This is a genomic window from Amycolatopsis sp. NPDC051106, from assembly GCF_040682775.1.
Classification (GTDB): Bacteria; Actinomycetota; Actinomycetes; order Mycobacteriales; family Pseudonocardiaceae; genus Amycolatopsis.
This window is the reverse complement of sequence record NZ_JBFBBQ010000003.1, coordinates 39784-63116: the sequence shown is the minus strand read 5'-3', so window position 1 is coordinate 63116 and position 23333 is coordinate 39784. Positions and strand designations below refer to the sequence as shown.

Sequence of the window (23333 nt, the reverse complement as noted above, 5' to 3'; positions counted from 1 at the left end):
TGCTCCTCGAACGGCGCATCGCACCCGCGACGGGCTCGGGTCGGTCGCGTGGTTCGGCTTTCGCCGCAGTGAATGACTCATTCCTGGCGTCCGGCGCCAGGAATGAGTCATTCACTGCATCGCGGCGATCCGGCGCGGAGCCGGTGGCCGGGTCTGCCGGCGCCGGGACCGGGACGGGTGAACGCGGCTCACGCGGCGGTGATCAGCTGCGCTCGTAGAACACGTCCCACGGCCGCGCTCCACCCGGGTCCGGCGGTACCAGCCGCGAAACCCCATCGTCCCTCAGCACTCCCGCCGCGATCTCCGCCAGCTTCGCCGCCTGCGGGTGCGGGCTCGACGACGGCCAGGCGAACGCCGTCCGCGCCCGCAGCACCTCGCCTTCCAGGGGCCGCCAGACCACGCGCGGTTCCTTGCGGGCCCGCGGCTCGAACGCCACCCCGTGCCCGGCCAGGACCAGGCCGAGCACGAACTCCGGGTTGCGCGCGTGCCGGATCGAGGCCGGGCGGAAGCCGTGGTCCCAGCACGTGCGCAGCAGCGCGTCGTAACTCCCGGGCGCCGCTGCGCGAGGCGCGTGCACCAGGCCCTCCCCGGCGAGGTCGGACAGTGTCAGCTCGGACCGGCGCGCCAGCGGTGAATCGCGGGGGAGGACCACGCCCAGCGGCGTGTCGACGGCCGGCCCGAGGTCGAGGCCCACCACGTCCACCGGCAGTTGCAGGAGCCCGGCGTCCAGCGAGCGGTCGGCCAGCAGCCGCACCTGCTCGGCCGTGGTGAGCTCCTGCAGGTCGAGCCGGACAGCCGGGTACTGCGTCGCGAAGGTGGTCAGGAGCGCGGCGAGCACCCGCCCCGGCAGCTCCGGCGGCACGCCCGCGCGCAGGGCGTCCAGCTCGCCGCGCTCGGCCTTCGCGACCAGCGCCGTCATGCGGTCCCACCGGCTCAGCAGGTCGCGGGCCTCGGCGCGCAGCACTTCGCCGGCTTCGGTGAGCGTGACACGGCGGCCGCGGTCGAACAGCTTCGCGCCCAGCTCGGCTTCGAGCCGCTTCACCCGCTGGCTCAGCGGTGGCTGCGCGATGCCGAGCCGGTCGGCGGCGCGGCCGAAGTGCAGTTCCTCGGCCACGACGAGGAAGTACCGCAGCGAACGAAGGTGGTCCACGCTGCGACGATACCCGTCCGCATATCGACATGCCGACGTCTCGATCTTGGACAGCGCCGCCGGGGCCGTGATCGAGTGCCCGTCATGAACACAGGACTCAGCAGACGGGGGCTGTTCGGCGCGGGCGCGGCGGCGGCCACGATCCTCGCCGGCGTTTCGGGAGCTTCGGCGGCTTCGGCGCCCCGGGGGGCGTCGCGGATGACGCTGCGGTGGTGGGGGAACAACGGCTGGGAGATCCGCGTGCCGGGTTCGGCCGGGACCAAGACGGTCCTCATCGACCCGTGGCTGACGCGGTTCAAGACCGGCACGTACACACCGGCGGGCGCGGACCCGCGCACCCCGCTCTCGGTGAACAAGGCGCTCATCGACGGCTACCTCGACCGCGGCGAGCTGCGCGCGGACCACATCCTCGTCACCCACGGCCACTACGACCACCTCACCGACGTCCCCTACCTGGCGAAACGCACCGGTGCGACGGTGCTCGGGACCGAGACCCATTTGAGTCTCATGGCGGCGCTGGGGGCGCCGGAAGACCAGCTGTCGATCGCGAGCGGCGGAGAGGACCTGACGTTCGACGGTTACTCGATCCGCGTCCTGAGGTCCCTGCACTCGGCGACCGGCGAGCGGGCGCGGGTGCCGTTCCCGGGTTCGCGGCCGCTGTCCCGCCGCGACCGTCCGAAGGTGATCGAGGACCTGGTCGAGGGCGGCACGCTGGCGTACCAGGTGACCGGCGGCGGGGCGAGCGTCCTGGACTTCGGCGGCTCGAACTACGTCGAGTCCGAGCTGGCGGGGTTGCGCCCGGACGTGGTGCTGGTGCCGGTGGGTGGTGCGAAGGTGACGCAGTACGTGCCGCGCCTGCTCCGGACGCTGGGCAACCCTGCCCATGTGGCGGCGACGCATTGGGACGACTTCGACCTGCCGCTGGGTCAGGCGAAAGACCCGAACGGCGGCTTGGAGGTGCTGCGGAAGGCGGTGGCGGCGGCGAGTCCGGCGAGCGAGTTCGTGGTGCTGGACCACCTGGGCGAGTTCACGCCCTGAACGCTCTGAAGGCCACCGCCGGGACATCCAATGCCCTGACGGTGGCCTTCGGAGGCTGGGGGTCAGCCGCTCTTGCGGCGGAACGTCCGCTTGTTGGCCGCGGGGCCGTGGGCGTGCTGGTTCTTGCCGCCGGCGTTCTCGTGGGACGCGCCCGAGCGGCTGTGGGCCTGCTTGCGCTCCAGCGCCTCCCGGAACTTGCGCTTGACGTCGTCCTCCTCGCCGCTGGGCGAAGGATTCGGTTCACTCATGCTTACCTCCGGAACTGACGACGTGTGACCGCTCCAGCCTGGCATCAGACAAACCGCTTGGCGAGTCGATTTGGTCACCCCGTCAGCGTTGGGGGGACGGCACCCCGCCGAACTGCACCGACTTGCGGGTCAGCGGGCGGCCGCAGTGGTCGCACAGCAGGATCGGCTGCAGCCGGTTGCCGCATTCGACGTGGTGCAGCGTGATGTCCGGCTCCTGGCCGGCCACCTCGAACCCGCGCGACCACTCCGCGATGAACGCCAGCGCCGGGAAGAACGCCAGCCCCTTCGCGGTCATCCGGTAGTCGCGGGCGTCGGTCCGCGTGGCCGCCGTGCCCGTGCGCAGCACGCCGACTTCGACGAGCTTGCTCAGCCGGGCCGACAGCACGCTCGGCCCGATGCCCAGCTCCCGCTCGAACTCCGAGAAGTGCCGGCAGCCGAGCAACGCGGACACCAGAAGGCCCGTCGACCAGCGGTCGCCCAGCAGCTCCATCGTGTCGGGGAAGAACATCATCGGGTCGCCGGCCAGGGATTCCGCGTCCTTGCGGCGGAAGCGCTTGGACGCCGTCGCGGCCGCGACACCGGTGCTGTCCAGCCGCGAAGCCCGGACATCCCGCGCGTCGACCCGGCGGCCGCACGCCCCGCAGCCGAGGGGCGCTGATGTAGCCAGCTCGCAGTCGAGGTGGATCAGCGTGGGCAGCACCGCGCGGCGGCCCTCGACCCACTCGCGCTCCCACGCCCAGATCGAAATCAGCAGCGGCCACAGCTGCAGGCCGCGCTCGGTGAGCCGGTACTCGTGGCGCGTGCGCCGCGCGTCCCGGTACGGCTCGCGCGTGAGCATGCCCGCGTCCACCATGTCCCGCAGCCGCCCGGACAGCGCCGTCGGCGAGATGCCCAGCCGCAGGCGGAGCTCTTCGTAGCGACGGAAGCGAAGGAACAGGCTCTGCAGGATCAGCAGCGTCCACTGGTCACCGACCAGCTCGAGCGCTCTCCGGAGCGGATCTCCTGCGGGCCTCACGCGTTGTGCAGTCGCTTCGGTCACCGTCGTTCCCCCTTGTTACTAGCGGCCTCAGCGTACACCTGGCTACAGCAGAAGAAGCCTATTGACACCTGACTACACAAATCATAGTCTCATCCCCATCAGCCAGCGCGGTGAGCCCGACATCCAGGGAGAAGCCCGATGACCAGCACCTCCGAACAGCCGCTGATGGTGGCCAGGACGGCGGACGCGGACGAGGCCAACCCCTACCTGCTCGGCGTCTACGCCCCGGTCAGTGCCGAAATCGACGCGGAAGACCTGCAGGTCATCGGCGAAATCCCGAAGGACCTCAACGGCGTCTACCTGCGCAACGGCCCCAACCCGCGGTTCGCCCCGGAAGGCCGCTACCACTGGTTCGACGGCGACGGCATGATCCACGCCGTCCACCTGGAGAACGGCAAGGCGCGCTACCGCAACCGCTGGGTCCGCACGAAGGCCTTCGAGGCCGAGTCCGAAGCCGGCAAGGGCCTCTGGACCGGCGTCATGGAGAGCCCGAAGGGCAACCCCTTCGGCAACACGCACGGCCTGGGCCTGAAGGACAACGCCAACACCGACGTCGTCTTCCACCGCGGCCGGATCCTCGCCACCTGGTACCTGTGCGGCTCGCCGTACGGCGTCGACCCGCTCTCCCTGGAGACGCTGGGCGCCGAGGACTTCCTCGGCACGCTGGTCGGCGACATGATGGCCCACCCCAAGGTGGACGAGGCCACCGGCGAGCTGTTCTGGTTCGACTACGGCCCGCGCCCGCCGTACCTGCGCTACGGCGTGATCAGCGCGGACGGCCGGGTCGTGAAGACCACGGAGATCGAGCTGCCCGGCCCGCGCCTGCCGCACGACATGGCCATCACCGAGCACCACGCGGTGCTGATGGACCTGCCGCTGGTCCAGGACGCCCACGCGGCGAAGCAGGGGCGCCACAAGCTGCACTTCGACCGTTCGATGCCGAGCCGCTTCGGCGTTCTACCACGCTACGGGAACGGTAGCCAGATCAAGTGGTTCGAAGCGAGCCCGTGCTACATCTACCACGTCGTCAACGCCTGGGAAGAGGGCGAAGAGGTCATCCTCGACGTCTGCCGCGTGCGCAAGCCCGCCCCGCGGGCCGACGCGCACACGCCGCTCGCGAAGATGCTCTCCTACCTGCGGCTCGACGCCCAGCTGCACCGGTACCGCTTCAACCTGCGGACCGGCGCCTGCCACGAGGCGGCGCTCGACGACGCCAACACCGAGTTCCCGACCGTCGACTCCCGCCGGGTCGGCCGGGGGAACCGGTACTCCTACGCGGTGCACATCTCGCCCGAGTCGACGCTGAAGTTCGACGGGCTCGTGCGCTACGACAATCTTGCCGGCTCCAAGACCGAATACCGGTTCGGTCCCGGTCGGTGGGGCAGTGAGGCGCCCTTCGCACCCCGCGATGGCGCATCCGTCGATTCGGCGGACGGTTATCTGGTGACGTTCGTGCAGGACGAGCGTGAGGGACGCTCCGAACTGGACATCTTCGACGCCGCCGATCTCGCTGCCGGACCCGTGGCCAGGGTCCTGTTGCCCCAGCGGGTCCCGCTCGGTTTTCACGCGACCTGGGTCCGGGCGGACCAGCTGGAAAACCTCCGTTCATGAGATGCCATCGAGAGGGTCGCGCCCGGGACTTCCGGACGCGGGGATGGTGGAGTGCGGAGACGATCGACCGGCTCGTGAAGGAGCGGGTCAGTGCCGGCCCGGAGGGTCTCGCGCTGGTCGATCCACCGAACACCACCGCACTGGTCGGACGCGACCCGGTGCGGTGGACCTGGAACCGGCTCGACGAACGCGTCGACGTCCTGGCCGCGTTCCTGCTCGCCAGAGGGGTGCGAGCAGGGGACGTAGTGGCCGTGCAGCTGCCGAACTGCTCGGCCCTGGTCCAGGCGTTCCTCGCGATCGTGCGGATCGGTGCCGTGGTCACCCCGTTCCCGGTGTCCTACCGGGAACACGAGATGGGTCCGATGTGCCGGCGCACCGGGGCCGTCGCGGTGGTGACCGCATCCAGATACGGCGAGCACGAGCTCGCCGGGGCGGCCCTTGGGCTAAAAGGCGCTTCGGCGCCGTCGGTCCGGTTCGTCGTCGCCCGGGGGGACGACGAACCGGCCGGCGCCCTGGCCTGGCCCGAAGATCCACTGTCCGAAGCGGAGCGATCCACTTTGGACTCCTACCTCGGCACGCTCGAAACCGACGTCAACGACTGCGTGACGATCTGCTGGACGTCCGGCACCGAAGCCGAGCCGAAAGCGGTCCCGCGCTGCTACGGCGACTGGCTCGCGACGGCGAGCGGCTGCGTCCAGGCCGCGGGAATGACCCGCGACGACGTCCTGCTGTCGCCGTTCCCGATGACGAACATGGCCGGCATCGGCGGGATGTTCCTGCCGTGGCTGCTGACCGGCGCCGTGTTCGTGCCGCACCACCCGTTCGACCTGCCGGTGTTCCTGGGACAGCTGGCGGCCGAACGCGTGACGTACACGCTCGCGCCGCCTGCGTTGCTGACCATGCTGCTGCACAACGAGAAGATCCTGTCCGGAGTGGACCTCTCCGCGCTGCGGAAGATCGGGTCCGGATCGGCGCCGCTCTCGCCGTGGCTCGTGCGCACCTGGGCCGAGCGGTACGGCATCGACATCATCAACTTCTTCGGCTCGAACGAGGGCACGGCGCTGCTGTCCGGTCCCGTGGACATCCCGGACCCGGACCAGCGGGCGAGCTACTTCCCGAACTACGCCTCCGACGTCACCTGGTCGACCTCCGTCGCCAGCTGGACGTCGGTGCGGCTGCACGACCCGGTCACCGGTGAGCACGTCACCGAACGCGGGCACCCCGGCGAGCTGCGCATCGCCGGGCCGACGGTGTTCGCCGGCTACCTGACGTGGGTGGGCGAGCCGCTGGACACGTCGTCGTTCGACGACGACGGGCACTTCCGCACCGGCGACGTCTTCGAGATCGCCGGGGAGCGGGGAGAGTTCCTGCGCTACGTCGACCGGAGGAAGGACCTGGTCATCCGCGGCGGGATGAACATTTCGCCGGCCGAGGTCGAGGGCCTGCTCGCCGGGCACCCGGACGTCGCCGACGTCGGGGTCGTCGGCGTGCCCGACGACGTCATGGGGGAGCGGGTGTGTGCGGTCGTCGTGCCGGGCTCGCGGAAGCCGTCGCTCGACGAGCTGGTCGCGTACCTGCGCGAGAAGAAGGTGGCCGCGTTCAAGCTGCCGGAACGGCTCGAGTACGCCGACGCCTTGCCCCGCAACCCGGTGGGGAAGATCCTGAAGCGGCGGCTGCGGGAAAGTCTGGAGTGAGGCCATGAGCGTGTTCGTGCTGGGCGGGGCGCAGACCGACTTCGCGCGCAACTACGCGAAGGAGGGGCGCGGGATCCTCGAGCTGTTCGCCGAGGTCGTCCCCGCTGCCCTCGCGGACGCCGGTGTTGCGGCCGAAGACGTCGAGGTCGCGCACGTCGGCAACCTCGCGGCGGAGCTGTTCACCGGCCAGGCCCAGCTCGGCGGGCTGCTCGTGGCCGCCGTCCCGGAGCTGGACGGCGTGCCGTCGACCCGGCACGAGGCCGCCTGCGCGTCCGGTAGCACCGCCGTCCTCGCCGCGTGCGCGGACATCGAGGCCGGCCGCTACGACCTGGCGCTCGTCGTCGGGGTCGAGCTGATGCGCACCGTCGACGGGCAGCGGGCCGCCGAACACCTCGGATCCGCCGCGTGGGCCGGGCACGAAGCCCTCGCCGCGAAGTTCCCGTGGCCCGCGCTCTTCGCCGACGTCGCTGCCGCGTACGACGAGCGGCACGGACTCGACCCCGAGCACCTCGGGCAGTTCGCTTCGCACGCTTTCGACCGCGCGACACGGAATCCGCTCGCCCAGGCCCGCGACTGGCGCTTCCCGGCCGGCGCGTTCGGGCCCGACGACGAGCTGAACCCGCCGATCGAAGGACGCCTGCGCAAGCAGGACTGCGGCCGGATCACCGACGGCGCCGCGGCTGTCCTGCTGGCCTCGCCCGCGTTCGCCGAGCGGCTCGGCGGCGGCTTCCCGCGCATCGCGGGTTTCGGGCACCGCACCGCGCACATCGGCCTCGCGGAGAAGCTTTCCGCAGGGGGTGAGTACCTGTTCCCGCACCTGCGCGGTGCGGTCGTCGACGCCTACGAGCGCGCGGGCGTGGCCGGGCCGGACGCGCTCGACGTCGTCGAACTGCACGACTGCTTCACGATCACCGGGCTGGTCGCGCTGGAGCACCTTGGCGCCGCGCCACCCGGGGGCGGGGGCAGGTTCATCGCCGACGGCGGCCTCGACACGGCCGGGATCAACCCCGGTGGCGGCCTGATCGGGCTCGGTCACCCGGTCGGCGCGACCGGCGTCCGGATGCTGCGCGACGCGGCCAGGCAGGTGAGTGGCGCCGCGGGCGAGACGCAGGTCGAAGGCGCGCGGACGGCGTTGACGCTCAACGTCGGCGGCTCGTTCACTACGGTGGTGACCATGATCGTGCAGGCGTCCGCATGAGGCTTTCGGTGTCGCTGGGGCTCTGGCAGGACCGCCCGCCGGAGGAGGCCCTCGAAACCGCGCGCGCCGCCGAGGCCGCCGGGTACCCGGAGCTGTGGATCGGCGAGATGGCGACGTGGGACGCGTTCGCTCTGGGGACCGCGATCGGTGCGGCGACGACGTCTCTTTCGCTGACCTTCGGGCCGCTGGCGGTGACCGTGCGGGACCCGGCGACGATCGCGATGGGCGTCGCGTCGGTGGCGGCGCTGACCGGCCGGACCACCGGCGTCGCGCTCGGCACGTCCAGCGACGTCGTGGTGCGCGGCTGGCACGGCCGGTCCCGTTCGCGCGCGGCGACCGCGTTGGCGGAGTCCGCGATCGCCGTCCGGCAGCTGGTCTCCGGCGAGAAGTCCACTGTGGACGGATCCGTGGTGGGTTCGCAGGGTTACCGGTTGCGGCTGGCAGCGCCGAAGTCGCCGCTGACGATCGCGGCGTTCGGCCCGCGTGCGCTCGACGTCGCCGCGCGGTACGCCGACCGGATGGTGGTGAACCTCGTCAGCCCGGCCGCGGCCGGAGATCTGGTGCGTGGTCTCCGTGCGGCCGCTTCGCGAGCCGGCACTACGCCACCGCCGGTCGCCGCGTGGGTGGTCGCCGCGGTGGATCCCGGTCCCGCGGAGATCGAGCAGCTGCGCCGCGGTGTCGTCGGTTACCTGGCGGCGCCCGGGTACGGCGAAATGTTCCGCGAGGCCGGGTTCGGCGATCTGGTGGACTTCGCGCGCACCCGTCCGCACCCGCGTGAGCTGCTGGCCGCGGTGCCGGTCGAGGCGATCGCGACAGTGGGTCTGCTGGGCTCGCGCGAGGACGTCGCCGCGAAGGCGCGGAAGTACGCGGAGGCCGGGATCGACGAGCTGGCGATCGTGCCCGCGACCAGCGACGACGATCCCGGCGGCGCGAAAACTCTCGTCGCGTGTCGATCCGCCGTCGTCCCGTTCGACGCGTAAGCATGAGCGAGCCGACGAACACCAAGAACCTCGACCGGAACGGGTCCGCGGCGCTGCCGTGGAGCAGGGCGCGCGATCTCCTCGCGACCCAGACCCCCAAGGAGGACCTGACGTTCTTCGTCGGGACCGTCCGCCCCGACGGCCGGCCGCACGCCGCCGGCGTCGGCGCGATCTGGGTGGACGACGCCCTCTACTTCGTCAGCGGGCCGGGCACCCGCCGGGCCCGCAACCTGGCGGCGAACCCGGCGTGCACCGTCTCGGTGCGCCTGAACGGCCTCGACCTGACCCTGGAGGGCGAGGCCGAGCACGTCGCCGATCCCGCCACCCTCGAGCGGGTCGCGGCCGTCTACCGCGAGGGCGGCTGGCCCGCGACGGTGACCGGCGGCGGGTACACGGCGCCGTTCATGGCGCCGAGCGCCGGGCCCGCGCCGTGGCTCCTGTACCGGCTCGTGCCCACCCGGGCGATCGGCGTCGCCTGTGCCGAGCCGTACGGCGCGAGCCGCTGGGACTTCACCCGCTGATCGCCGCCGCGACGAGCGCGCCGATGTGCCGCATGCCCGTGGCGTTGGGGTGCAGCGGGGCCGCGACCGCCGTCGGGATCACGCTCTCGAACCACTTGACGCCGGGCAGCTTGCAGACGTCGTGCCCGATCGACGCCGTCCGGACGTCGACGTACCGCGCGTCGTGCGCGGCGGCCTGCCGGGCGAGGGCGGCGTTCGTCTTGTCGATGCTGCCCTGGATGTAGTTCGCGTCGCGCGGGGTGAGCGGCGCGACCGGCCAGCACCCGTTGCGCGGCAGGTAGGTGCCGTAGCCGGCGACGAAGACGTCCGCGTTCGGCGCGTGCGCGTGGATCGCGTCCAGCAGCGCGCCCCACGTCGGTTCGAACGCGGCGATCCTCTCGGCCAGCTGGTCGTGCCCGCCGGCGGTGTAGCGGTCCACGCAGTCCGGGTTGAGGCCGGGGAGCAGGTTGATGCAGCTGGTCGCGGCGCCGACCAGGCCGACGTCGTTGCCGCCGATGGTCAGCGTGACCGTCTTCGTGGCCGCGCCGAGCGCGTCCACCTGCGGCGGGACCGGCCCGGTCTCCGTCGACTGCGGCGCGTACATGTCCGCCGTCGTCGCGCCGGAGCAGGTGACGTCCTCGAGCGGGACGCCGAGCTGCTTCGCGGCGACGTGCGGGTAGTCGGCCAGGGACCGCAGGCAGCCCGGGGACGAGAGGTCCGGGGGCAGGATCAGCGGGCCGGCCGCGGCCGAGTCCCCGAGCGCCACGTACTCCCCGGCGGTGCTCGCTTCCGCCGTACCCGCCGTCGTCGCCAGTGCCGCGACCAAGATCGTGATGAACGCCGTTGTCCTCACTCGCACGCCGTCCTCCTGACGTTGTGCCGATGGTTGGTCTCCGTGACACCATCGGCACCGAGGGTGCCGGGATTGACTGGGAATCCGGGCAGAGAACAAGGGGATCGGTTGTGACGGAGCACAAGGCCGGCGGGGACCTGGCCCTCGGCGGCCAGCGCGTCCACGAACGGCTCACCCGGGAAGAGCCGGAGCTGATCGCGCGGGTGCTGACGCGCATCCAGGCCGACGTCGCGGACTACCGGCGGCTGCCGGTGGAAGAGCTCGCCGGCGACATCGTGCGGATCACGCAGCAGGCCGTGCGCGCGTTCGCGCGGAGCCTGCGTGAAGACCGGCAGCTCAACGACGCCGAGCTGCGGCAGATCGGCGCGTCCGCGGTGCGGCGCGCCGAGGAAGGTTTCCCGCTGGAGGCCGTGCTGACCGCGTACCACGTCGGGGCGCGGGAGATCTTCGCCGTCGGCTCGGCCGAGGCGGGCAGCGCGGACGTCGCCGACCTGCTCGACGTCGCGGACCGCGTGCTCGCGTTCGTCGGCACCATCACCGGCGCCGTCACGCGGGAGTACTTGGAGGAGCTGCGCACGAAGGTCGGGCAGGAGCACACCGCGCGTCGCACGCTGCTTTCGGTGCTGGCCGACGGCGGCCCGGTCGACGTCGTCGCCCGCAGCGCCGGGATCACGCTGCCGGCGCGGTACCTGGTGCTGAGCGTCGAGCTGGGGCCGCACGCCGACGAGGCGTCCCCGGGCGTCGACGCGGACATCGCGATCCGCCGGAAGCTGCGGCGGTTCCTGGCGGCGTTCGAACAGTCCTGCGGCGACGGCGTTCTCGCGTCCCTGGACGGTCCCGGCGGGCTGGTGCTGCTGCCGCTGACCGGACGGCTGTCGGCCGTCTCGGAGTGGGGTGCGCTGCTGGACACGGCCGGGCGCGCGGCGGGGGTGGACGTGCTGGCGGCGGCCGACACGGCGACGCCGCCGGAGGTCCGGCTCGTGGCGGCGCGGACGGGTGAGGTGCTGGAGGTGCTGCGCTGGTTCGGGCGTCCGCCGGGGTTGTACCGCCTCGACGACGTCCTGGTGGAGTACCAGCTGACCCGCCCGGGCGAGGCCCGCGACCGGCTCGCGGCGGCGCTCGCCCCGCTGGACGCGCACCCGGAGCTGGTCGAGACGCTGTCGGCGTACCTCGAGCTGGACACGAACCGCCGCCGCACGGCGGCGCGCCTGCACGTCCACCCCAACACGGTCGACTATCGCCTCCGCCGGGTCCGCGACCTGACCGGCATCGACCCCCTCCACCCGGCCGGCCTCCCGCGCATCATCGCGGCCCTGGCGGCCCGCCGCGCCACCCCACCCAGCTGACCCGTGTCGACCCCCCAGTCACGCAAGCCGACCCTCCAGTCACGCGAGCCGACCCTCCAGTCACGCGAGCCGACCCTCCAGGTACGCGAGCCGACCCTCCAGGTACGCGAGCCGACCCTCCAGTCACGCAAGCCGACTCTCCAAGTACGCGAGCCGACCCTCCAATCACATGAGATGCCCTCCCAATCACGCGAGATGCCTCTCCAATCACGTGAGATACGTGCCCAATCACGCGAGTTACGTCCCTGATCACGCGAGTTACGGGCCCGCTCACCCGAGTTCGGCGTACCGGAACGGCGAACTCGCGTACCCAGACGGTCGACTCGCGTACCTGGAGGGTCGGTTCGTGTGACCGGGCGCGGGATTCGCGTGATTGAAGGCGGAACTCGCGTGATTGGGGAGCGAACTCGCGTGATTGGGGAGCCGACACGGCTGGAAGGCCGAGCCGAGCCGGGGCGAGGCAGCCGGGGTGAGCGGGTTACCGGGCCGTCACGCGCTCGATCGCTTCCACCAGCGTGGGCCACACCGCGCGCGGCAGGTTGTGGCCCATGCCCGGGATCACCAGCAGCTCTGCGTCCGGGATCGCCTCCGCCGTCGCCTTGCCGCCGCTGACGTCGATCAGCGGGTCGGCGTCGCCGTGCACGACCAGCGCCGGCAGCCGCACCGAACGCAGCCCCGCCGTCCGGTCGCCGGACGCCACCACCGCCGCCGCCTGGCGGAGCGTGCCCACCGGGTGGCGGGCGCGGTCGTAGTGCAACGCCGCCTTGGCCAGCAGGAACGCCTCGTCGTCGGGGTAGCCGGGCGACCCGAGCTTCCGGTAGCCGTCGACGCTGTCGGCGAGGGCCTGCTCGCGGGTCGTCGCCGGCGGCCGCGTCAGCAACGCCAGCGCCCACGGCTCGGCCCGCCCGACCGCCGGGTCGCCGGTGGTCGACATGATCGACGTGAGCGACAGCAGCCGCTCCGGGTGGTCGATGGCCAGCTGCTGCACGATCATCCCGCCCATCGACGCGCCGACGACGTGCGCCCGCGCGATGCCGAGCGCGTCGAACAGCCCGACGGCGTCGTCGGCCAGGTCCGAAAGGCGGTACGGCGCCGTCGTCAGGTCGCCGCCGGCCAGCGCGGCCAGGTCCGGCGCGGGAAGGTCGTCGAGCCAGGTGGAAAGCCCGACGTCCCGGTTGTCGTAGCGCACGACGAAGAACCCGCGGCCGGCGAGCAGCTCGCAGAAACCGTCCTCCCAGGTGATCATCTGGGCACCGAGGCCCATCACCAGGACCAGCGGCGGATCGCCCGGATCGCCGAAGGTGTCGTACTCGAGCTCGAGACCGTTGGCCTGTGCGCGTGGCATACCCCGATCCTGCCGTACCCGTGCGGAGCTGGCACCGGTCGTACCCGTGCGGTTACCGTTACGCCCCATGCCGACCTCATCCTCGGGTACCGGACAGCGCCCCCGGTCGCGAGCCGCGGCGGGACTGCCGGCGCTCACGGCCGACCGCATCATCGGCGCGGCGACGATCCTGACCGGCGAACGCGGCCTCGACAACTGGACGCTGCGGGAGCTCGCCCGCGCCGTCGAGGCCTATCCGGCGGTGATCTACCACCACGTCGGTGACCGGGACGCGGTGGTGAACGCCGTCGTCGACCGGGTGGTCGGCCTGCTGGAGCTGCCCGAGCCGCACCTGCCGTGGCAGGACTGGTTCACCGACCTGCTGGCCGGCCTGCGCGCGGTGCTGCGGGCCTACCCGGGCTGCGCGCGGCGGCTCGCGTTGTTCGGCCCGTCGGTCCAAGCGGCCACACGCAGCATCGACGCGGGCGTCGGCGTGCTCCTGAGGGCCGGTTTCGGCCGCGAAAGCGTGCTGGCCTACAACCTGCTGGTGATGACGGCGTGCCAGTTCGTCGCCATGGAGGACGACCGCGAAGGCGCGCTCGCGCTGCGGATCGACAACACCGAGGAGTACGCGAAGTACCGTGAGCGGACCGACCTGCCGGGGATGGCCGAGCTCGGTGCGGCGATGCACGACCTGATGGGCGATCCCGACCTCGCCTCCGGGTACTACGCGCAGTTGTACGACTACGCGGTCCGAAGGTGCCTCGACGGGCTCGCCCACCGGCTCGAAGAACTTCGCGAATCGGACGGCGAAGGTTGACAGCGACTTGACAGCGCTCCGGCGTACCGTGAGCGTGCGTCGGCGGTTCGTCCGCTGACCCGGAGCCCCTGGCGCCCTCCTCCCCCTCGTGGCGCCGGGGGCTTCGGTCTACCCGCGGGCGTCCGGGTCCGGCGGTTCCGCCTGGATCGCCGGGAAGATCTCGCCGACCAGCGTGACGAGCGACTTGGACAGCAGCAGGTGCACCTGGGCGCGGGTCAGGGAACCGCGCACGAGCCATTCCCGGCCGGCGGACTTCACCATCCCGCCGAACGCCCGCACGAGCGCGTTGAGTTCGGGGCCGTGCTCGCTTTCGCTGGAGAGCCCGACGGCTTCGAGCACGCGGTCGGCGGACTCCCGGTCGGCCTCTTCGAGGATGCGCTCCACCTCGAGGTCGCGCCCGATGCCCTCCGGCGCGATCGCGGCCAGCCACATCCGCTCCTGGCTGGTGACCATGTCGAGGAACCACTCGATGGCGACGTCGGCCCGCAGTTCGAGCGGCCCGTCCGGCAGGATTTCGACGGCGAGGCGTGGCACAGTCAGCGCCCGGCGGATGATTTCCAGGTACAGCTCGCGTTTCGTGCCGAAGTAGTGGTTGATCAACCCCCGCGCGACACCGGCCGCCGCGGCGATGTCCGAAGTGGACACTTCGGAGTAGGGGCGTTCACCGAACAGCCGCGCCGCGCAGGCGTAGATCTGTTCCTTCCGTTCGTCCGGTTCCAGTCTTCGCCATCTCGGCGCCGGCTCGGTGTTCATGGTCCCCATCGTCGCACGGCCGGTGGTGCCGGGCAGCTCAGTCTCCCGCGGTGGCACGATCGGGGCACGCTCAGTCCGGCAGCGTGATCGGGGCGAGGTCCGCGAAACAGTCGCCGGGGCCCGGGTTCGCGGGGTGCGTCTCGCCGCCGAAGTGGTGCAGCACGCCCCAAACCGCGTTGAGCGCCGTCTGCACCGCGCCCTCGGCCCAGCCTGCCGTCCACGACACGTCGTCACCCGCCAGGAACAGGCCGCGGTGACGCTCCGCTAGCTCGTCCTGCATGAAGTGCGTGAACAGCCGGTGCTGGTAGCGGTAGTGCCCGGGCAGGTTCGCCTTGAACGCGCCCATGAAGTGCGGCTCCGCTTCCCACGACACGGTCACCGGGTCGCCGATGATGTGCCGCCGGACGTCGATGCCGGGGTAGATCTCGCGCAGCGAACCGAGCATCACCTCGACGCGTTCGGACACCGAAAGTGGCAGCCACTTCAGCGAGTCGTCCGCCCACGTGTAGGACAGGCAGATCACGGCGGGTTTCGAGGGGTCGTCGCCGAGCAGGTAGGTGCCGCGGGGCATTCGGTCGGTCAGCGTCATGCTCATCGTGTCGCGGCCGGTCGCCGGGTCGCGGTCGAGCCAGAACGGCCGGTCGACCGGCACGAACACCTTCGACGACTCCATGTAGTGCGTGCGCTCGATCGCCGTCCAGTGGTCGATCGGGAACAGCGCTTCGTCGCATTCGATCTTGGACAGCAGCATCCAGCTCTGCGCGGTGAACACGGCCGCCGGGTACGTCCGGATGTGCCCGGACGCGTCGGTCACCGTGATGTTGTTCGGCGCCGTCCGGTGCAGCCGCGTGACGCCCGGCCGCGGCCCGCCTTCGTGCAGGGAAGCCAGCGACGTTCCCGCGGGCCAGTAAGCGATTTCCGAAGGCGCGTGGTCCCACAGCCGCAAGGGGAGCTGCCGGCTGCCCCCGGTGATGCTGCGGTGCTCGTCGTCGGCGCCGGTGTAGACGACGCGCAGGATTTCCAGGATCGAGTTGGGGAAGTCGGTGTCCCAGCCACCGGTGCCGAAGCCGACCTGCCCGAAGATCTCGCGGTGGCGGAAGGAGGCGAACGCGGGGGAGTCGCAGAGAAAACCGTAGAACGTCTGGTTGTCCAGCTTCGGGACGAGCTCGTTCCACAGCCGCTTGATCGTCTTCGCGTCGCGGTCGCGGATCGCCGTCTGCATCTCGGCGAACGACGCGTGCTCGGCCAAGGTCCGGTCCCAAGCGGCGGCGACGTCGGCGAACACCGCGGGCAGGTCGGCCGGTGTCCGCGCGTAGTGGCTCTGTCCTTTGAGGTCGACGACGGTGCTCGGCGTCTCCGGGGCGAGCGGGTTCGGGAACGGCGTCGTCTCGAGCCCGACCTTGTCGATGTAGTGGAACAGCGCGGTCGACGCGGGCGGGAAGCGCATGGCGCCCATCTCGGCGACGACGTCGTCCGGGCAGCCGGGGAACCGCACGGTGCGCAGCCGGCCGCCGATCTCGGCGATCTCGTGGACCACCGGCCGCAGGCCGAGTTTCATCAGCTCGTACGCGGTGACGATGCCGGACAGGCCGCCGCCGATCACCGCGATCTCGGTGCCGTGCCGGTGGGCGGGCACCGAGCCCAGCCCGGCGGGGTGGGCGAGGTAGTCGTCGTAGGCGAACGGGAAGTCGGGGCCGAACATCGTGATCGGGCGGCCCGCCGGCTCGTCGTGGTGGATCGCGGTCGGGACAGCGGAGGTCATGCGGTGGTTCCTCGGTACAGTTCGGGCCGCCGGTCGGCCAAGTGGGTGTTCTCCAGGCGTGACGCGGCGAGCGCGTCGCGGGTGACTTCGGCGGTGATCAGCGCGGGATCCGCCCCGGCGCGGGCCAGTACCTCGCCGGTCGGGGCGACCACACAGGAGCGTCCGCAGTAGGTCAGCTCCTGTTCGACGTCACAACGGTTGGCGTAGACGACGAACAGCTGGCTTTCGTAGGCCCGCGCCGGCACCAGCGCGTCGGCGACCAGTTCGTACGGGGTCATCAGCGCCGTCGGCACGACCAGCAGTTCCGTGCCGGCCAGTGCGTGCGCCCGCACCAGCTCGGGGAACTCGACGTCGTAGCAGATCAGCAGCCCGACGCGGACGCCGCCGACGTCGGCCTGCACCACCGGCTCGTCGCCCGGGGTGAACCACGCTTTGTCGAGGTCGCCGAACAGGTGCGTCTTGCGGTAGTTCGCCAGCCGCCGCCCGGTCGCGTCGACGAGCTGGACGCTGTTGTGGACGTTCCCGCCGTCGGCCTCCGGGTAGCCGTACGCGAGCGCGACGCCGGTTTTCCGCGCCAGCGCGGACATCCTGGCCGCGGTCGGGCCGTCGGCCGGTTCGGCCAGCTCGTGCGTCCGGGCGCCGATGTGGTAGCCGGTGGTGCTCATCTCGGCCGTGACGACGAGGTCAGCGCCGGCCGCTTCGACCGCGGCGGGCAGCGCGTCGAACGGGCCCTGGTGGATCGCGACCCTCATGCGAGCCTCGACCGCCGGATGCCGTAGCCGAAGTAGATCAGCAGGCCGAGTGCCATCCAGGCGCCGAAGACCACCCAGGTGGCGCCGTCGAGGCTGATCATCATGTAGCCGCAGCACAGCACGCCGAGCAGCGGTGTGACCGGGGAGAGCGGCACGCGGAACGAGCGCGGCCGGTCGGGCTGGCGCCGCCGCAGCAGCAGGACGGCGATGTTGACCAGCAGGAACGCGAAGAGCGTCCCGATGCTGGTGGCGTCGGCGAGCTTGCCCAGCGGGATGAACGCGGCCAGGACGGCGACGAAGGCCGAAACCACCAGGGTGTTGCTCCGCGGCGAGCCCGACTTCGGATCCACTTTGGACAGCGACGGCGGCACCAGGCCGTCGCGGGACATCGCGAACAGGATGCGCGTCTGTCCGTAGAGGACGGTCAGCACGACGCTGGAGATGGCCACGAGCGCGCCGACGGCGAGCAGGCCGGCCCAGAACGGGTTGCCCGACACGACCCCCAGCACGTGCGACAGCGCCGCCTCCTGGCCGTCGAACTCCTGCCACGGCAGCGCGCCGACGGCGGCCACCGCGACCAGGCAGTACAGCACGGTCACGATGCCGAGCGAGAGCAGGATCGCCCGCGGCAGGTCACGCTGCGGGTTCTTCGCCTCCTCGCCGGCGGTCGACGCGGCGTCGAACCCGATGTAGGAGAAGAAGAGCTTGGCGGCGCCGGCGCTCATCCCGGCCAGCCCGAGCGGCAGGAACGGCGTGAAGTTGCGCGCCTGCACCGCGGTGAACGCGATCGCGCAGAACAGCACGAGCGTGGCGATCTTGACCGCGACCATGACCGCGTTGGCCCGTGCGCTCTCCTTCGCGCCGGACAGCAGCAGGAGCATCGCGAGCACCACGACGACGATCGCGGGCACGTTGACGATCCCGCCGGAGCCGGGCGGCTGGCTCAGCGCGTCCGGGATGGCGAACCCGAAGGCGAGCCGGAGCAGTTCGTTGAGGTACTGCCCCCACCCGACGGCGACCGACGCCACCGAGACGCCGTATTCGAGGACCAAGCACCAGCCGCAGACCCAGGCGACCAGCTCGCCGAGCGTGGCGTAGGTGTAGGAGTAGGACGAACCGGACAGCGGGATCATCCCGGCGAGTTCGGCGTAGGAGAGGGCGGAGAAGAGCGCGGTGACGCCGGCGAGCACGAACGAGACGACCACGGCGGGCCCGGCCACCGGCACGGCTTCGCCGAGGACGACGAAGATGCCGCTGCCCAGCGTCGCCCCGATGCTCAGCATGGTCAGCTGCCCGAGCCCGAGCGACCGCTTCAACGTGCCATGATCACTCTCAGCGACCAGATCGGCCACCGGTTTCCGCCGCACCGTCGCGGCCCGCAGGTTCATGCCGACGACGGTATCTGCCGCCCCGGGCACACAAAACAGGGGAACATTGCGCGTACAGATGAATCACAGGTGATTCATTGCACAGACCACACAGATCATGGCGAATCATTCCGTCTGTACCAACTCGCCACTTTCCCTATGAAAGTGATGCGGAGGGGCCGCCTCCGCAACACTTTCATAGGGAAAGTGACGGGTTCGGGGGTTCGGCGGTCGGGAGCAGGAGGGTGAACGTCGGCGGGTCGGGACGGCTCAGGCGCAGCCGGCCGCCTTCGGCTTCGGCCAGGCTGCGGGCCAGCCGCAGGCCGATGCCGTGCCCGGACGCCGCCGTCGCGAACGGGTCCGTCTCGCCCAGGTCGGGGCCCTCGTCGGCGACGTCGATGGCCAGTGCCTCGCCGGCGTCGCGGGCGATCAGCGTCACCGTGCCCCGCCCGTGCGTCGCCGCGTTGTCCAGCAGGACGCCGAGCACCTGGCGGACCGCCGCGGCCGCCACCCGGGCCGGCGGCGGGTCCTGGCGAACGATCCGCACCGTGCGCCCGTGCGGCCCGAGCAGCGCCTCGCCGGCCTGCCGGATCTCCTCCAGAAGGGCGTCGAGATCGAGCTCGGCCCGCGGTGCCCGGCGTTCGCGGCCCAGCGCCAGGAGGTCCTCGATGGTGCGTTCCAGCCGGTCGGCGGACGCGATCCCGGCGCGGATCGCCGCGTGCGGGTCCGCGCCCGGCGTCTCCAGCGCCGCTTCCAGCTGCAGGCGCAACCCGGTCAGCGGGGTCCGCAGCTGGTGGGACGCCTCCGCGGAGAACGCGCGCTCCCGCTCGAGGGTCTCGCCGATCCGGGCCGCGGTGGCGTCCAGCGCCTCGCCGACCCGGTCGATCTCGGCGATCCCGGCGCGCGGGCCGCGGACGGTGAAGTCGCCGTCGCCGAGCTGCCCGGCCACCGCGGCCAGCTCCTCCAGGGGCCGGACCAGCCGCGCGGCGAACCGCCGGGCCAGCAGCCAGCTCACCCCGATCGCCGCGACCGCGAGCCCGGCCATGCCGAGCCAGGTCAGCAAGATCCGCAGCCGCAGCTGGGACAGCGGCAGCGCGGCCCGGACCACCCCGGTCACCCGGGAGCCGCTGACCACCGGCACCGCCAGCGCCATTTCGTCGTCTTCACGGCCGATGACGACGTCCTCCGCGGCCTCGGCCGCCTGCCGCTCGACCGGGCCGCCGACGGCGGGTCCGCGCCCGGCGAGCAGCCGCCCGTCCGGGGCGTAGACCCCGACCTCGGCTTCGCCGTCCTCCTCGTCAAGCGGGGGCACGGCCGGCCGCCGTCCGGCGTTCAGGTCTTCCGACACGGCGAGTGCGGTGGCGTCGGCGGCCCGCTCCAGGTCGACCTTCGCGTCGTCGTGGTGGTACTGCCACACCGCGATGCCCAGCGGCAGCGCGAACAGCACGGTCGCGACCAGGGCGGCCAGCACCGTCAAGGAGATGATCCGGCGGCGCACGGTCAGCCTTCGGCGAGCGACCGGGAGGGGTCCTCCAGCCGGTACCCGTGGCCGCGCAGGGTGGCGATCCGGGGCAGTTCGGCGCCGGGCCCGGCCGCCGCCGCGAGCTTGCGGCGCACCGCCGCGATGTGCACGTCAAGGGTCTTCGTCGAGCCGTACCAGTGCGCGTCCCAGACCTCGGCCATCAGCGTCTCGCGGCTGACGGCGATCCCGGGCTGCTCGGCCAGCCGCGCCAGCAGGTCGAACTCCTTGGCCCGCAGCACGACCTCGCGGCCGCCCAGGGTGGCGCGGCGGCCCGCGATGTCGACGGTCAGCTCGCCGACGGTCACCGGGGGCCGGGCCGCGGCCGGCGCGCCGCGGCGCAGGTGCGCGCGCACCCGGGCCAGCAGCTCGCCCAGCCGGATCGGCTTGGTGAGGTAGTCGTCGGCGCCGGCGTCGAGGCCGACGACGACGTCCATCTCCTCCTGCCGCGCGGTGAGGATGACCAGCACCGACGCGGGCAGCGCGGCCCGCAGCCGGCGGCACACCTCGACGCCGTCGAGGTCGGGCAGACCGAGGTCGAGCAGCACGAGGTCGAAGTCGCCGGTCTCGGCGGCCTGCAGGGCGGTGCGGCCGTCGCGGCGCCAGCACACCTGGTGACCGTGCAGTCGCAGGGTCGATTCGAGCACGCTGCCGATCGCCGCGTCGTCTTCCACCACCAGCAGGTTCGGCATGCCGGGAGCCTACGTTCTAGTCCGGCCGCCCACCGAAACCGATCCGCGAAATCCGGCGTGAGGCGTCCGTCACTCCCGCGCTCAGCCTCGCCACCGCCTCGGCCGTGAAGCGCGTGGTCGGGCCGGTGACGGCCAGCGCGGCCAGCAGCCGCCCGTCCGCGTCGGACACCGGTGCGGCGACGCTCGACGCGCCCGGTTCCGGCTCGCCGTGGCTGACCGCGGTGCCCTCGGCGCCGGCCAGCACCCGCCCGGCGGCCCCGCACCCGAGCGGCAGTTCGTCCCCGGCGTGCCCGACGTGCCGGATGGCCCGCGAGCCCTCCTCCTGGGCCACGCAGACGAGCACTTCGGTGCTGCGGACGTACAGGGAGACCGTCTCGCCGTGTTCGCGGGCGACGTCGCGCAGGACCTGGCGGACCGGCTCGGGCAGCTGCCACGCGGTGTTCGCGAGCTGGGCCCAGCGCAGCATCCCCGGCCCGACGGTGACCCGCCCGTCGGGACGCGTCCACAGCAGGCCGCGCTGTTCGCAGGTGGCGACCAGCCGCAGCACGGTCGTCTTCGCGAGACCGCTCGCGGCGGTGAGGTCCTTGACCGCCCAGGTCCGGCGGCGTTCGGTGAAGAAAGCCAGCAGGTCGAAGGCGCGCAGCACGCTCCGGACCGCTCCGTCGTCTTCCGCCATCGAGCGACCCCCGTCCGCCTGATGGGTCCAGCGTACCGGCGCCCGCGTCAGGCCACGTGACGCTCGAACGCCGCGACGCTCTCGGCGAGCACCTCCGCGCCCGGCCGGGCCCACAGCGCGGCGTTGAACACCTCGACCTCGATCGGGCCGGTGTAGCCGGCCGCCTCGACGTGGGCGCGCAGCCGGCGGTGGTCGACCGGGCCGTCGCCCGGCAGCGCGCGGCCCAGCAGCGGATCGGGCAGCGGCACGAGGACGTCGCACACGTGGAACCCGGCGATCCGCCCGGCGGCCGCGGCGATCGACTCCTCGATCCGCGGGTCCCACCAGACGTGGAACTCGTCGACGATCACCCCGACCTGCTCCGGCGGGTGCTCCACCGCGATCGCCAGTGCCTGGTCCACAGTGGACAGCACGGACCGGTCCGCGCACTGCATCGGGTGCAGCGGCTCGAGGCCGAGCCGGACCCCGCGTTCCCCGGCGTACGGCGCGAGCTCGCCCACGGCGTCCGCGACCCGCTGCCGGGACGCGGCGAGGTCGTTGCCCGCGATCCCGCCCACGACCAGCACGAGGACGCCGGCGCCCAGCGCGGCGGCTTCGTCGATCGCCTCCCGCGTCCGCGCCACACCGTCCACAGGGGCCCCTTCCGGCGTCACGCCGGTGAAGAACCCACCGCGGCACAACGAAGAAACCCGGACACCGTGCTCTTCGAGCAGGCGCGCGGCTTCGCCGACGCCGGTTTCCGCGACCTTGTCGCGCCACAACCCGATCCAGCCGACGCCGGCCGCGGCGCACCCGGCCACCGCTTCGGGCAGGGACCAGGTCTTGGTGGTGATCTGGTTGAGGCTGAACCGCGGATCCATCACGCCACCCCCGCGACCTGCAGCAGGGGCCGCATCCGGGCGACGGCCAGCTCGGGGTCGGTCAGCACGCCGGCCGCGTCGGCCAGCCGCAGCAGCGTCGCGAGGTGGGTGATCGTGCGCGCGGACTCGCTCCCGGCGAGCATCCGGAAGTGCTCTTGATGGCCGTTCAAGTAAGCGAGGAAGACGACGCCGGTCTTGTAGTGCCGGGTCGGGGCGCGGAAGATCTCACGCGCCAGTGGCACGGTCGGGTCGAGCAGGGCGTGGAACCCCGCGCGGTCGCCGTCGTCCAGACGACGCAGCGCCGCCGCGGCGACCGGCGCGATCGGGTCGAAGATGCCGAGCAGGGCTTCGCTGTGGCCCTGCTCGTCGCCGGCGATGAGCTCCGGGTAGTGGAAGTCGTCGCCGGTGTAGCAGGCGACGCCCTCGGGCAACGCTCGCCGGAACTCGGTTTCGACGCCGGCGTCCAGCACCGAGACCTTCACCCCGGCGATGGTGCCCGCGTGCTCGGCGCACAGGGCTGCCAGCTCACGGGCCGCGGCGCGGACGTCCTGGTGGCCCCAGTAACCGGCCAGCGCGGGGTCGAACTGCTCGCCCAGCCAGTGCAGCAGGACTGGGCCGCCCGCCCCGGACAGCAGCTTTCCGTAGGCCGCGTGGTAGTGGCCGGGGCCCTCGGCTGCCGCGGCCAGTGCCCGGCTCGCCATGACGACGGGCACCGCGCCCGCGCCGCCGACCAGGTCCAGCTGCTCGCGCCAGGCGTCCACAATGGACGCCGGAGTGGCCGGCCCGGCCGGCAGCTGGTCGGTGCCGACGCCGGCGCACCACCGCCGGCCGGCGGCGATCGCGCCGGTGCGGGTGACCAGCTCCCGCGTCGTGGCCCAGTCGAGGCCCATGCCGCGTTGCGCGGTGTCCATGGCCTCGGCGACGCCGAGCCCGTGCGCCCACAGGTGCTCGCGGAAGGCCAGCGTGGTGTCCCAGTCGACGGCGCCGGGTTGGTCGGCGAGCGCGTCCGCGACGACGTGCGCGGCGGCGTAGGCGACCCGGGACGCCGGCGGTTCGCCCGGTGGCCCGGGCGGCGGCGGCCCGGACGGTGACCAGTGCACGAGCCCGCCGCCGGGGACCGGGAGCAGGAGCATCGGAAGACCTCCGGGAGT

At 72.3% G+C, this 23333-nt stretch carries 22 protein-coding genes; 8 read left to right on the top strand and 14 right to left on the bottom strand.

Annotated features, from left to right (window positions below; translation table 11 throughout):
* Positions 1-202 precede the first annotated feature (202 nt).
* Positions 203-1150, bottom strand: a complete 948-nt coding sequence (locus AB0M83_RS03565) for a LysR substrate-binding domain-containing protein (RefSeq protein ID WP_364511873.1) — start codon at positions 1148-1150, stop codon at positions 203-205.
* An 84-nt stretch (positions 1151-1234) separates the two neighbouring features.
* Here AB0M83_RS03565 and AB0M83_RS03560 point away from each other — a divergent pair, with 84 nt between their 5' ends.
* Positions 1235-2188: an MBL fold metallo-hydrolase gene (locus AB0M83_RS03560; protein WP_364511870.1), complete on the top strand. Its 954-nt coding sequence runs from the start codon at positions 1235-1237 to the stop codon at positions 2186-2188.
* Between the two features lie 62 nt (positions 2189-2250).
* On the opposite strand, the gene AB0M83_RS03555 is transcribed toward AB0M83_RS03560, so the two are convergent.
* Together AB0M83_RS03555 and AB0M83_RS03550 are read right to left on the bottom strand one after the other, a co-directional pair.
* The gene (locus AB0M83_RS03555; protein WP_364511867.1) at positions 2251-2436 is read right to left on the bottom strand and encodes a DUF5302 domain-containing protein; all 186 of its coding nucleotides are present in this window, start codon (positions 2434-2436) and stop codon (positions 2251-2253) included.
* Between the two features lie 82 nt (positions 2437-2518).
* Positions 2519-3475, bottom strand: a complete 957-nt coding sequence (locus tag AB0M83_RS03550) for a winged helix-turn-helix transcriptional regulator (RefSeq protein ID WP_364511865.1) — start codon at positions 3473-3475, stop codon at positions 2519-2521.
* Positions 3476-3613: 138 nt separating this feature from the next.
* On the opposite strand from AB0M83_RS03550, the gene AB0M83_RS03545 reads away from it, so the two are divergent.
* Genes AB0M83_RS03545 through AB0M83_RS03525 form a run of 5 tightly spaced genes read left to right on the top strand, consistent with a single transcriptional unit; the run spans position 3614 to position 9479 of the window.
* Entirely contained in the window at positions 3614-5086 is a 1473-nt protein-coding gene (locus AB0M83_RS03545) for a carotenoid oxygenase family protein (protein WP_364511863.1), read from the top strand.
* The gene (locus AB0M83_RS03540) at positions 5083-6780 is read left to right on the top strand and encodes a class I adenylate-forming enzyme family protein (RefSeq protein WP_364511861.1); all 1698 of its coding nucleotides are present in this window, start codon (positions 5083-5085) and stop codon (positions 6778-6780) included. The genes AB0M83_RS03545 and AB0M83_RS03540 overlap by 4 nt, the downstream gene beginning before the upstream one ends.
* A gap of 4 nt (positions 6781-6784) precedes the next feature.
* Positions 6785-7978: an acetyl-CoA acetyltransferase gene (locus AB0M83_RS03535; RefSeq protein WP_364511858.1), complete on the top strand. Its 1194-nt coding sequence runs from the start codon at positions 6785-6787 to the stop codon at positions 7976-7978.
* Positions 7975-8958: an LLM class F420-dependent oxidoreductase gene (locus AB0M83_RS03530; protein WP_364511855.1), complete on the top strand. Its 984-nt coding sequence runs from the start codon at positions 7975-7977 to the stop codon at positions 8956-8958. The genes AB0M83_RS03535 and AB0M83_RS03530 overlap by 4 nt, the downstream gene beginning before the upstream one ends.
* Positions 8959-8960: 2 nt before the next feature.
* Positions 8961-9479 carry a pyridoxamine 5'-phosphate oxidase family protein gene (locus AB0M83_RS03525; protein WP_364511853.1) on the top strand — a complete coding sequence of 173 codons (519 nt, stop codon included), beginning with the start codon at positions 8961-8963 and terminating at the stop codon, positions 9477-9479.
* On the opposite strand, the gene AB0M83_RS03520 is transcribed toward AB0M83_RS03525, so the two are convergent.
* Positions 9469-10311, bottom strand: coding sequence for an SGNH/GDSL hydrolase family protein (locus AB0M83_RS03520; RefSeq protein ID WP_364512358.1), 843 nt, complete (start codon positions 10309-10311; stop codon positions 9469-9471). The genes AB0M83_RS03525 and AB0M83_RS03520 overlap by 11 nt on opposite strands.
* Before the next feature lie 110 nt (positions 10312-10421).
* Here AB0M83_RS03520 and AB0M83_RS03515 point away from each other — a divergent pair, with 110 nt between their 5' ends.
* Positions 10422-11657 (top strand): helix-turn-helix domain-containing protein, encoded by a 1236-nt coding sequence (locus AB0M83_RS03515; RefSeq protein WP_364511850.1) that lies wholly within the window; start codon positions 10422-10424, stop codon positions 11655-11657.
* A 478-nt stretch (positions 11658-12135) separates the two neighbouring features.
* Here AB0M83_RS03515 and AB0M83_RS03510 read toward each other — a convergent pair whose 3' ends face one another.
* On the bottom strand, positions 12136-13002 hold the full coding sequence (locus tag AB0M83_RS03510; protein WP_364511847.1) for an alpha/beta hydrolase: 867 nt from the start codon (positions 13000-13002) through the stop codon (positions 12136-12138).
* A gap of 67 nt (positions 13003-13069) precedes the next feature.
* Here AB0M83_RS03510 and AB0M83_RS03505 point away from each other — a divergent pair, with 67 nt between their 5' ends.
* Positions 13070-13801, top strand: a complete 732-nt coding sequence (locus tag AB0M83_RS03505; RefSeq protein WP_364511845.1) for a TetR family transcriptional regulator — start codon at positions 13070-13072, stop codon at positions 13799-13801.
* 108 nt (positions 13802-13909) lie between these two features.
* On the opposite strand, the gene AB0M83_RS03500 is transcribed toward AB0M83_RS03505, so the two are convergent.
* The 9 genes from AB0M83_RS03500 to AB0M83_RS03460 all read right to left on the bottom strand — a co-directional run bounded on the left by AB0M83_RS03500 (position 13910) and on the right by AB0M83_RS03460 (position 23315).
* Positions 13910-14554 carry a TetR/AcrR family transcriptional regulator gene (locus AB0M83_RS03500; protein WP_364511843.1) on the bottom strand — a complete coding sequence of 215 codons (645 nt, stop codon included), beginning with the start codon at positions 14552-14554 and terminating at the stop codon, positions 13910-13912.
* 70 nt (positions 14555-14624) lie between these two features.
* The gene (locus AB0M83_RS03495; protein WP_364511841.1) at positions 14625-16316 is read right to left on the bottom strand and encodes an NAD(P)/FAD-dependent oxidoreductase; all 1692 of its coding nucleotides are present in this window, start codon (positions 16314-16316) and stop codon (positions 14625-14627) included.
* Positions 16313-17068, bottom strand: a complete 756-nt coding sequence (locus tag AB0M83_RS03490; protein ID WP_364511839.1) for a carbon-nitrogen hydrolase family protein — start codon at positions 17066-17068, stop codon at positions 16313-16315. Before AB0M83_RS03490 ends, AB0M83_RS03495 begins: the two co-directional genes overlap by 4 nt.
* Positions 17065-18456 (bottom strand): amino acid permease, encoded by a 1392-nt coding sequence (locus AB0M83_RS03485; RefSeq protein ID WP_364511837.1) that lies wholly within the window; start codon positions 18454-18456, stop codon positions 17065-17067. The genes AB0M83_RS03490 and AB0M83_RS03485 overlap by 4 nt, the downstream gene beginning before the upstream one ends.
* A 175-nt stretch (positions 18457-18631) precedes the next feature.
* Positions 18632-19933 (bottom strand): HAMP domain-containing sensor histidine kinase, encoded by a 1302-nt coding sequence (locus AB0M83_RS03480; RefSeq protein WP_364511834.1) that lies wholly within the window; start codon positions 19931-19933, stop codon positions 18632-18634.
* Positions 19934-19935: 2 nt separating this feature from the next.
* On the bottom strand, positions 19936-20646 hold the full coding sequence (locus AB0M83_RS03475; RefSeq protein ID WP_364511831.1) for a response regulator transcription factor: 711 nt from the start codon (positions 20644-20646) through the stop codon (positions 19936-19938).
* 16 nt (positions 20647-20662) lie between these two features.
* Positions 20663-21322 (bottom strand): IclR family transcriptional regulator, encoded by a 660-nt coding sequence (locus AB0M83_RS03470; RefSeq protein ID WP_364511828.1) that lies wholly within the window; start codon positions 21320-21322, stop codon positions 20663-20665.
* 47 nt (positions 21323-21369) lie between these two features.
* On the bottom strand, positions 21370-22182 hold the full coding sequence (locus tag AB0M83_RS03465; RefSeq protein WP_364511825.1) for a sugar phosphate isomerase/epimerase family protein: 813 nt from the start codon (positions 22180-22182) through the stop codon (positions 21370-21372).
* The gene (locus tag AB0M83_RS03460; RefSeq protein ID WP_364511822.1) at positions 22182-23315 is read right to left on the bottom strand and encodes a DUF993 family protein; all 1134 of its coding nucleotides are present in this window, start codon (positions 23313-23315) and stop codon (positions 22182-22184) included. Before AB0M83_RS03460 ends, AB0M83_RS03465 begins: the two co-directional genes overlap by 1 nt.
* Positions 23316-23333: the final 18 nt, after the last annotated feature.